The sequence below is a fragment of the Pseudonocardia sp. genome (genome assembly GCF_025465255.1).
In the GTDB taxonomy this organism is placed as follows: Bacteria; Actinomycetota; Actinomycetes; order Mycobacteriales; family Pseudonocardiaceae; genus Pseudonocardia.
In genome coordinates this window covers 24,010-33,176 of sequence record NZ_JAODNI010000183.1, presented here as the reverse complement: position 1 = coordinate 33,176, position 9,167 = coordinate 24,010, and the positions used below count along the sequence as shown (strand labels likewise).

Annotated in this window: 12 protein-coding genes and 1 pseudogene; 3 read left to right on the top strand and 10 right to left on the bottom strand. The window is 71.9% G+C overall.

Going from position 1 to position 9,167, the window contains the following annotated elements; translation table 11 throughout:
• The 7 genes and pseudogenes from JWP64_RS22310 to JWP64_RS22280 form a co-directional block, all read right to left on the bottom strand.
• Positions 1-394 (bottom strand): annotated as a pseudogene (locus JWP64_RS22310) (catalase-peroxidase); the annotation flags it as partial.
• A gap of 65 nt (positions 395-459) precedes the next feature.
• Entirely contained in the window at positions 460-891 is a 432-nt protein-coding gene (locus JWP64_RS22305; protein WP_297500382.1) for a Fur family transcriptional regulator, read from the bottom strand.
• Between the two features lie 243 nt (positions 892-1,134).
• Entirely contained in the window at positions 1,135-1,446 is a 312-nt protein-coding gene (locus JWP64_RS22300) for a putative quinol monooxygenase (protein WP_297500379.1), read from the bottom strand.
• Between the two features lie 271 nt (positions 1,447-1,717).
• Positions 1,718-2,959: a cytochrome P450 gene (locus tag JWP64_RS22295; RefSeq protein ID WP_297500377.1), complete on the bottom strand. Its 1,242-nt coding sequence runs from the start codon at positions 2,957-2,959 to the stop codon at positions 1,718-1,720.
• 106 nt (positions 2,960-3,065) lie between these two features.
• Positions 3,066-4,031 carry an AraC family transcriptional regulator gene (locus tag JWP64_RS22290; protein WP_297500374.1) on the bottom strand — a complete coding sequence of 322 codons (966 nt, stop codon included), beginning with the start codon at positions 4,029-4,031 and terminating at the stop codon, positions 3,066-3,068.
• A gap of 177 nt (positions 4,032-4,208) precedes the next feature.
• Complete coding sequence (locus JWP64_RS22285; RefSeq protein ID WP_297500370.1) at positions 4,209-4,370, bottom strand: hypothetical protein; 162 nt, start codon at positions 4,368-4,370, stop codon at positions 4,209-4,211.
• A gap of 105 nt (positions 4,371-4,475) precedes the next feature.
• Positions 4,476-5,243, bottom strand: coding sequence for an SGNH/GDSL hydrolase family protein (locus JWP64_RS22280; protein ID WP_297500367.1), 768 nt, complete (start codon positions 5,241-5,243; stop codon positions 4,476-4,478).
• Positions 5,244-5,413: 170 nt separating this feature from the next.
• Here JWP64_RS22280 and JWP64_RS22275 point away from each other — a divergent pair, with 170 nt between their 5' ends.
• Together JWP64_RS22275 and JWP64_RS22270 are read left to right on the top strand one after the other, a co-directional pair.
• Complete coding sequence (locus JWP64_RS22275) at positions 5,414-6,160, top strand: DUF6319 family protein (RefSeq protein WP_297500365.1); 747 nt, start codon at positions 5,414-5,416, stop codon at positions 6,158-6,160.
• 41 nt (positions 6,161-6,201) lie between these two features.
• Positions 6,202-6,528, top strand: a complete 327-nt coding sequence (locus JWP64_RS22270; protein WP_297500362.1) for a hypothetical protein — start codon at positions 6,202-6,204, stop codon at positions 6,526-6,528.
• Between the two features lie 59 nt (positions 6,529-6,587).
• On the opposite strand, the gene JWP64_RS22265 is transcribed toward JWP64_RS22270, so the two are convergent.
• The 3 genes from JWP64_RS22265 to JWP64_RS22255 form a co-directional block, all read right to left on the bottom strand.
• Positions 6,588-6,782 (bottom strand): helix-turn-helix domain-containing protein, encoded by a 195-nt coding sequence (locus JWP64_RS22265; RefSeq protein WP_297500358.1) that lies wholly within the window; start codon positions 6,780-6,782, stop codon positions 6,588-6,590.
• A gap of 131 nt (positions 6,783-6,913) precedes the next feature.
• The gene (locus tag JWP64_RS22260) at positions 6,914-7,825 is read right to left on the bottom strand and encodes a cation diffusion facilitator family transporter (protein ID WP_297500355.1); all 912 of its coding nucleotides are present in this window, start codon (positions 7,823-7,825) and stop codon (positions 6,914-6,916) included.
• On the bottom strand, positions 7,822-8,367 hold the full coding sequence (locus JWP64_RS22255; RefSeq protein WP_297500352.1) for a DUF2332 family protein: 546 nt from the start codon (positions 8,365-8,367) through the stop codon (positions 7,822-7,824). The genes JWP64_RS22260 and JWP64_RS22255 overlap by 4 nt, the downstream gene beginning before the upstream one ends.
• A 176-nt stretch (positions 8,368-8,543) precedes the next feature.
• Between JWP64_RS22255 and JWP64_RS22250 the strand changes: the two genes are divergently transcribed.
• Complete coding sequence (locus tag JWP64_RS22250) at positions 8,544-9,095, top strand: antibiotic biosynthesis monooxygenase (RefSeq protein ID WP_297500349.1); 552 nt, start codon at positions 8,544-8,546, stop codon at positions 9,093-9,095.
• Positions 9,096-9,167 lie beyond the last annotated feature (72 nt).

The following is a 9,167-nucleotide window of genomic DNA, read 5'->3' as shown; positions in this document are numbered from 1 at the left end:
CGAGGTTCCCGTTGTCCGGCCAGCTGTTCAGCGGCGCGAAGCGCTGCATGCCGGCTCCCGCACCCCCGCGGCCGTCCTCGACGCGGTACGTGCCGGCGCTGTGCCACGCCATGCGGATCATGAACGGCCCGTAGTTGCCGAAGTCGGCCGGCCACCAGTCCTGCGAGTCCGTCAGCACCGCGTCGACGTCCCTGGCCAGCTCGTCCAGGTCGACGGTCTTGAACTCCGCGGCGTAGTCGAAGTCGGCGTCCATGGGGTTGGCCACGGCCGAGTGCTTGCGGAGGATCTTCAGGTTGAGCTGGTTCGGCCACCAGTCGGTGTTGCCGGCACCCTCGGTCGGGTGGCCGAGACGCCCGGCGTGGACCGGACAGCCGCCGGCTTCCTCCGTGTTCATCTTCTTCTCGACGGTGGTGTGACTCTCGGACACGGGTGGTCCTCCTGGTTTGAAAGGGGTGGTGGTCAGGACGGGTGTGTGGTGGAGCAGCCGGGGCACAGACCCCAGTAGACGACCTCGGCCTCGTCGATCGCGAAGCCGTGGTCGTCCGACGCGGTCAGGCAGGGTGTGGTGCCGACGGCGCAGTCGACATCGGCGATGGCACCGCACGACCGGCACACGACGTGGTGGTGGTTGTCGCCGACCCGCGACTCGTAGCGCGCCGGGGAGCCCGCCGGCTGGATGCGCCGCACCAGACCAGCGGCGGTCAGCGCGCGCAGCACGTCGTAGACGGCCTGGTGGGACACCTCACCGAGATCCTCACGCACGACACGGATGATCGAGTCCGTGTCGGCGTGCGGATGGTCGTGCACCGCGAACAGCGCCGCCAAACGAGGACGCGTCACACGCAGGGCGACCCCGCGCAACATGCGCTCGAAGTCCGCAGTGGTCGGCACGGCCCGAAGTCTGGCCCATTTCCTGGAATCAATCAAGAATCAGGCGACGCCCTCGATCCCCTGCTCGGGCGGGGAGAGCACGCAACGTGGCCGGCCTGGCGGCCGAAGGCATGGGGGACCACCGCGCCTCGTGCTGCACCGCAGCTCGTGCCTCCGCCGAACTCTGCCGTACGGCGCGGCCGTGGTGACACGGGAAGACGATCACGGGCTCGGCCCCTGCGACATCGCCGGGTTGAGGCAGGCTTACGTCTCGTTGCTCGTGAGCCAGGTGAGCTGCGACCCCCCGCCTTCGACGAGGGTTTTTATGCGTTCGTTGAAGATGCGGCCGTGCGCCGTGGACATATGTGCGCGAAATGCGTGTTCGTCCTCGTAGATCTCGTACACCAGGAAGACGTTCCGGTCGTCACGCAACCGGTGAACGGTGAAGGCGACGTTCCCGGGTTCCGCACGAACCTCCCGGGCGAGTTCTGCGAGCAGGGTGGCGAGTTCATCGTCCTTTCCCGGCAGCGCGCTGAGTTTCGCGATGAGAGTCGGAGGGGAAGGGGAATCGAACATTCTCTCACTCTTCCGGAACGGGGGACGTTCGTGCGTCCGAAGCGAGTCGCGCAGCAGAGGCACGGACATCATTGCAGGAACAGCTGAACGGGGCAGGGAAATGTGCTATGGCGTCGATCTTGCGCCTGCGCGGCCGACAGCGGGCAGCTCACCGCCGAGGCCCGAGCCGGATGTCGGCCGGGGCTGGTCCGCGGCCGGATCCTGCGGGCGGGGACCCCGACGACCGGGCATCGACGCCCAGCTGGCGGTCGCCTCCGGAGTTCGAGCCCGGTCACCAGGTGACGTCGAGCCGTTCCAGCCCGCGGAAGAAGTAGCTGGCGATGTAGGTCGGCTCGTAGCCGTCGGCCAGCCGCAGGCCGGGCAGGCGGTACAGCAGCGTCTCCAGCGCCACCCGGATCTCCGCCCGCGCCATCGGCGCGCCCGGGCAGACGTGCACCCCGGTGCCGAACGCCAGGTGCTCCCGCACGTTGGGCCGGTCGAGGTCCACGGCGTCCGGGTCCGGGAAGACGTTCTCGTCCCGGTTGCCCGAGCCGAACAGCAGCAGGCACATCGCGCCGGCCGGCAGCGCCGTGCCGCCCAGTTCGGTCTCCCGGGTGGTGATCCGGAACAGGCCGCGGTGCGGCGCGTCGCGGCGCAGCACCTCCTCGGTGAGCTTCGGGATCGTCCGGGCCGGGTCGGTGCGGACGCGCTCGGCCACCTCGGGGTGCTGCAGCATCGCGAGCATCGTCGAGGTGATCGCGTCGCGGGTGGTGTCGAAGCCCGCGATCCGGGCGGCCCCGCGCACGATGTTCTGCACGGACTCGTCGGGCAGGCCGGGGTAGCCGTTCGCGCCGTGCACGAGGTCGGAGATCAGGTCGTCCCGTGGCTCGGTCCGGCGCTGCTCGACGAGGGCCTGCAGGTAACGGGAGTAGTCGGCCATCCGGTGGGCCGCCTCCACCTTGCCGTCGACCGGCGCGAGCGGATTCCATAGCAGCACGAAGTCGTCGGTCCAGGCCTGGACGCGGTCGTCGTCCTCGGCGGGGAACCCGATGATCGCGTTGATCACGGTCTGCACGAACGGGGCGGCGTACTCGCCCACGAGGTCCGCGCTGCTCCCGGAGAACGCACCGACCAGCTCCGCGGCCCGCTCCCGCATCCGCAGCACCATCGCCCGCACCCGCGCGCCGGTGAACCCGGCGTCGAACACCCGGCGCATCGCCTCGTGCTCGGGCTCGTCCTCGTTGACGACCATGCTCGTCTCGGGTACCTCGCCCGCGCGGAGCGCCTCCACGACCTCGGGCGGGTTGCCGTAGATCAGCGGTACCGCGACCTTCGAGGAGAACGTCCCCGGGTCCTCGATGACGGTCCGGAGGTCCGCGTACCGGCTGACCATGTAGGCGCCGATGGACGGGCTGAACTCGACCGGGCGCGCCCGGGAGGCCCGGTAGAAGAGGTGCGGGTCCTCCCGGTGCGGCGAGCCCATCGGGTTGAAGTCGACCTCGGCCTGTCCGGCCGGGACCTCCTGTGTGGTCACGATGGGTGCCTCCGCGCGCTCGGTTCGGGTCGCTCCGAAGGCTAGGAGTGACCCGGGTCACGAGCGATCCACTTCGCGCGGCGCGTGAAGCCGATTCACGAAGGGCTCAGATCCTCGACCGCAGCGTCTCCGACGGCGCCGTCCCGTACTGGGCGCGGTAGGCGGCGGCGAACCGGCCGAGGTGCGCGAAACCCCATCGCCCGGCGATCTCGGCGACGCCGTGCCGCGCCGGGTCGGCGGCTCGCAGGTCCGCGTGCGCCCGGCGCAGCCGCACCCGGCGCAGGTAGACCATGGGCGGGACGCCGATGTGCCGGGCGAAGCCCTCCTGCAGGGCGCGGGTGCTCAGCCCGACCCGCCGCGCGATGTCGGTGACGGTCACCGGGTTCTGTGGCTCCGCCTCCAACAGGTCCACCGCCTGCCGGATCGCCGCCGGCCGCGGCACCGCGGGACGGTGGTCGAGGGCGTCGCGATAGGGGTGGTCGACGGCGTGCAGCAGCGCGACGACCACGCTCTGCGCGAGCGGGCGCGCCACGATCGGCAGGCTCATCGGGCCGCGTGGGTCCCGTACGAGCTCGGTCAGCGAGCGTGCCAGCGCCCACCACTGCCGGCCCGGGCCGCGGCGCAGGTCCAGGCTCGACCCGAGCCGGACGACCGACCGGACCGGCGTATCGACGAGCTCGGCCAGCTCCGCCTCCAGGGCCGCCCGGTCGATCTTCAAACCGAGCAGCCGGCCGCCGCCCTCCCAGCCCTGCAGCGTGGACCGGCTGTCCGGCCGGTAGACCGCGGCGAGGCCCGGCGTCGCACACACCTCGTCCTGCCCGGTCCACGTGCGCAACCGCCCGCCCATCGGCACGTTGACCTCGTAGCCGGTCTCGAGCTCGGCGGTCTCGAGCCGGACCTCACCGGCGTAGCCGAGCAGCCCGACCGACACCGGCCCGAGGTCGGTGGCGGACAGCGACATCGCGAACCGCGCCCGGTCGTGCAGCACGGTCAGCCGGTGCGGGAAGTACACCTCCGCGCAGCGGTCGCGGGCCTCGTCGGGTTCGTGGGTCCGGATGGAGATGCCCGGCATCGTCGCCTCCGCAGTGGGGGTGGGCCGCGTCGTCAAGCGTTTCGGATCAGTTCCCCGGCGGCCGCGGCCCGGGCGTGCTCGGTACCGGCCTCGTCGTTGAGGGCATGCCCGTGATCGTGCCATCGCGCCAACCGTTCCGGACCCGTCCTGAGGCCGGGAAATCACCGGACAGGCACGTCAGAGAACCGCAGGGGAAGGTTCCAGCAGGACGAACGCTGCGGCGAAGCCCTCCGATGACCTGTTGGAGTGGCCGACACCCGCCGTGTCCTCGACCAGGAGCACATCACCCGGGCGGGCATGACCGTGCTCGTCGGCGTACAGACGGGTGATCGGCAGCATGGCTGCAACGGTGAGCGCCTCGGAGGGAAACCGTCACGGGTCGCAGGCTCAGCCCGCCACGGAAAGACGCGCAGACGCCGGGCGGACGCGTCCGCCCGGCGGGCGTCACGCACGCGACGGCTGGCCGGGTGGCGCGGGTATCCAGCTGAGGTACTTGCCCGTGCGGCCGTCTCCGGAGGAGCGTCCCCGTAGCCGGCGCCCGATCCAGGGTAGGACGTGCTCGCGGTAGTAGCGCAGTTCGTCGAGCGGTCTGCGGGTCCCGGGGGAGTCGGAGCGCACCGCCCGCGCGGCGGTGTGTTCGCCGAGGGTTTCGAGGACGAGTTCGGCGACGCGCTGGTGGCCGGTGGCGTTGAGGTGCAGGCGGTCGGGGGACCAGTGGGCGGGGTGGCGGATCTCGGTGTCGTGGAAGACGTCGACGAAGTCGAGGCCGTGGGCCTCGGCCAGCTCCGTGATCTTCGTGGTGAGGGCTTCGCCCCGCTGGCGGACTGCTCGTCCGAAGGGCAGCCGGGCCGATGGGTCGGCCCCGCTGAGCAGCACGAGTCGGATGCCTGTGTCGGTGCAGCGGCGCACGGCGTGTGCGGTGAGGTCCACGAGCCGGGCGACGTCGGTGCGTGGGCGCAGCATGTCGTTGCCGCCGCCGTTGAGGGTCAGGAGGGTGGGTGCGGGGTCGAGCGAGAGCGCGGCGTCGAGTTGGTCGGTCACGATGGGCTCGAGCAGGCGCCCGCGGATCGCCAGGTTCGCGTACCGCACGCCGTTGCTGCGGGTCGCCGCGAGGCCGGCTGCCACCCGGTCCGCCCACCCTCGGGACGATCCGTCGGGCAGTTCGTCGCCGACTCCCTCGGTGAAGCTGTCGCCGATCGCCACGTATCTCACGACGACATCCTCCTTCCACCGGCTCGCGGAGCCCGCATCCCCCTCCACCCGGCCGGGCGGTACTGCGAGGCGAGTGCGCCGACGAGCAGTCCGCCGCCCATGGCGGGCGGGGTGATCTTGTCGGTGCAGCACGGCACAATGCGGGGCGAGTGGAGGGGGATGACGAGGCGATGACTGCACAGGGTGCGCTCACGGAGCAGGATGTGGTGGCCGTGCGCGGGGAAGCGGCAGTGGGCCGCCCGGTGACGGTCTGGTTCACCGCGGCCGCGGTCGGGGTTCCCGCCGGCGGGTCGGCCAAGGTGGTGGCGGTCGGCGACGTCGCCGAGGGGGACTTCATCCAGGTCCGGCCGGCGGGCTCGCGTGACACGATGTTCTGCTCGCCGAACGAGCTCACGCGAACCAAGCCTCCGCGCCGACGGGCTGCGCCGCGAACGGAGGAGGCAGGGAAGGCCGTCACGCCGCTGACCGCGCCGCCGACCACGCGACGACCTGCCTCGGTACCCGCACAGCCCGCGGACGAGGCGACCGGGTCCGTGGCTCCTCCGGCGCCGAGGAAACCGAAGGCGAAGGCCGCGGCGCCGGCCGAAAGCCCTGCCGCGTCCGCGGGCGCCGCCACGCGTCGGCCCGTCAGCACACGGCGACGGGCCGACCGCTCGGCCGCGATGACCGTCAGCCTGACCGCGAAGGCGGACGGTGAGTGGAGTGTCGAGGTGCTCGTCGGCACGAAGCGGGTCGTGCCCTCCGTGCCGGTGCAGGCGGCCGACGTGGCCGCCGCCTCTCGGTCGCTGCCGCCCGCAGTCGCCGAGGTGATCACGTCGTCGTTGGAGGGTGCGCGTCAACGGCAACGCGAACGTGTCGAGCAGTTGCGCGCCGAGCTCGACGCCGCGCAGCGCGCGCTCGACCAACTCGACGTCTGACGGCCGTGGCCCGTATGCCGACGGGCCACGACGCGGCGGCGGTGAATGACGGATGGCGGCCACGGCGGTCGCTGTGGGCCCCCGTCCTGGCCAACCTGCTGCTCGGCGTGCCCGCGCTCGCCCCGTTGTACAGCGCCCAATGGCTGCTCACCGAACACCTGCCGATGGACTGCCGCAGTCCCGCCGCGATCGTGGGGTCGACGAACTGCGACCACCGCACGCTCGACCACGCCGGTCCGAGGACGGTGATCCTGCTGTTGACCGGCGCCTTCGTCCTGGCACTGGCGGTGGTGGTCGACATTGCACTGGCGGCGTACGCCGACTGTTCGAGATCCACCCCAGCACCGACAGGGCGATTCGCGCCATGAGCCGGCGGCCGTGACCACGCCAGACCGTTGCCCGGATGCGACGTCGGTGGGAGCACTGACTACGGATGCAGGCCCGCGACGGCGTGCAGTGCCTCTGCGGATCTGGGGTCTTCCGGGCTGAGCCCGGTGAGTTCGCGGACGCGGTAGAGGCGATACCGCATCGTGCTGCGGTGGACACCGAGAGCGGCCGCGGACCGGGTGAGGTCGCAGCCGAGTTCGCGATACCCCCACAGGGCGCGCACCAGCAGCGCCACGCGCTCGTCCGCCGGGCTCGGGCATCCGAGCCAGGTGCGGCACATCGGCAACCGGGGGACCGCGACCCGAGCGGGACTCGCACCCCTGCACGCCGGTCAGGGGCCGCGGCACGTACAGGCCCTGGCCCAGGTCACCTCGCGGCCCAGGCCCGGTCGGCCGTGAACCCGACCGACATCGACACCGGCTGCCCCAGCTCCGCCAGCCGCTCCTGCAGCGACGCGCGGACGGCGTCGAACCCGCGCACCGTCTGCACGGCCGAGGTGTCGGCCACCACGAAGTCGATCTCCACGTCCAGCCGGCCGCCCACCTTCGACGCCCGCACGAACGACTCGGTGAACGCGTGCTCGTCCTCCACCGCACTCACGACGGCCTGGATCCGGCTCGACAGCTCAGGAGGCGGTGACATCGTCAGCACCTCGCGGAAGCCGCTCGCCACGAGCCGGGCCGGCACCGGCAGGAATGCCGCCGAGACCAGCACGACCATCGCCGGGTCGACGTAGCGGGCCAGGTCGGCCCGGCCCGCGGCGTCGAGCACGAACGCGAGCACGAAACCGGCGAGCACACCCATGCTCAGCAGGGTGTCTCCCGACCACTCCGCGGCCTCGGCGCGGACCAGGTCGGAGCCACCCGCGCGCCGCCGGCGCAGCACCACCGTCACGGCGGCACCGCCCAGCGTGGCGACCGCGCCGTAGATCACCGCCCAGCCGACCTCCACGTCCCGGCCACCGCCCAGGAGGTCAGCGACCCCGCCGGCGAGTGCGTAGACGCACAAGCCGCCGAGCGCAGCCGCCTTGACCACGACGATGAGCGGCTCCCACACCTCACGACCCCACGGATAGCGCTGGTCGGGCCCCTTCCGGGCGGTGCGCAGCGCCAGCACCGCGAGCAGCGAGAGGCCCACGCTCGCGAAGGAGTACAACCCGTCGAACACGATCAGCTGCGACCCGGTGACGAGCCCCCAGGCCAGCGCGAGCACCGCGAAGCCGGCCGAGGCCGCGACCGAGATCAGCAGGGCCCGCCGGTCGGAGCTCGCGGGCGTCACCGCCACTCCAACCACGCCGCGCCGGGATGGGCCCGGCCGAGCACCGTGTCGCTGCGAACCCCGTTCCGCACGCCGACTCGGCCGATCACCCCCCACACACCGCCGTCGCGGTTCTCACGCACCCGCGCGGCCGGTACATCGAGGCGCTGAACGGTGGCCCGCGCGTCGGGTCCCAGCGGCACGAGCGGGTCGACGGACACCCACTCCAGGTCACGCTCGCGGCCGATCTCCGCGATCAGGCCGTCGAACCGCTCCAGGTCGGGGGGCGGCAGGAAGACGTGCACGTAGGTGTCCACCAGGCACACCAGCGCTTCCGCCGGCAGCGAGGCGACGACGTCGGGCAGCACGTCGAGCAGGTTGCCCCGCACCGACCGGGCCGGCTCGGCCCGTGCGAGCGCCACGTCCAGCAGTGGCTCGTCCTCGGCGATCGTGGTGAACGTGGCGGCGGTGAGCCACCAGCTCTCCGGGGCGCCGGGTGGCGACCACGCGTCCGCGATCGCCCGAGCCTGGGCCGCCACCACCGACCGTCCGGTTCCCGTCATCTCCGGACCTCGGCGGTCGGGGAGCAGGTGTTAGCCGTGCGCGTGGTCAAGGACCCGCGAGGGCCAGATCTCGGCCGTCCGGCTGCCCCGGTCGGCTCCTGAACGTCCCGGGGCGGAGCGCGCAGACTGAGGTGATGACGACCGTGAGCGGCCCGAGATCTGCACGTCAACACGACGTGGCCGATGACGAGCCCGTCACGGTGGTCTTCAGTTGGCGTGCCAAGCCCGGCAAGGAGAACGAGTTCGCCGAGTGGGCCAAGGGCGTCACCTCGGCGGCAGCCCACTTCCCCGGAAATCTGGGTGCGACGGTCATCCACGAGCAGGACAGCCGCGACTTCCACCTCATCGTGCAGTTCGTCGACGGGGAGGCGCTGCAGCGCTGGCTGAACTCCCGGGAGCGGACCCGCTGGCATGAGAAGACCCGCGACATCGCCGAGGCACGCACGGCCGTGCAGCAACGGACGGGCCTGGAGACCTGGTTCTACGTTCCCGCCCATGCCGGGGAGGCGATCAAACCGCCGCCTCGCTGGAAGCAGTGGCTGGTCTCGCTGGTCGCGGTCTACCCGCTCGTGCTGCTGTTCCAGGCGTTCATCGTGCCCCGGGTCTCCGACTGGCCGCTCTGGGCGAAGGCGGCGATGTTCCCGCTGGTCATCCTGACCCTGATGACCTATGTGGTGATGCCGCTCGTCAGCCGGTTGCTGCGGCGCTGGCTCTACACACCCTCCTGAGCGCGTGGCCCGTCAGGACCTGCGCGAGGAACGGGACCGCTCGACGGCGCTGACACGGCTCCCGGACGATGC

Coding starts and splice junctions, on each gene's coding strand:
- JWP64_RS22290 (WP_297500374.1), bottom strand. CDS start 4,031: ATGCCGGGCATCTCCATCCGGACCCACGAACCCGACGAGGCCCGCGAC.
- JWP64_RS22255 (WP_297500352.1), bottom strand. CDS start 8,367: ATGACGGGAACCGGACGGTCGGTGGTGGCGGCCCAGGCTCGGGCGATC.
- JWP64_RS22300 (WP_297500379.1), bottom strand. CDS start 1,446: ATGTTCGATTCCCCTTCCCCTCCGACTCTCATCGCGAAACTCAGCGCG.
- JWP64_RS22275 (WP_297500365.1), top strand. CDS start 5,414: ATGACTGCACAGGGTGCGCTCACGGAGCAGGATGTGGTGGCCGTGCGC.
- JWP64_RS22285 (WP_297500370.1), bottom strand. CDS start 4,370: ATGCTGCCGATCACCCGTCTGTACGCCGACGAGCACGGTCATGCCCGC.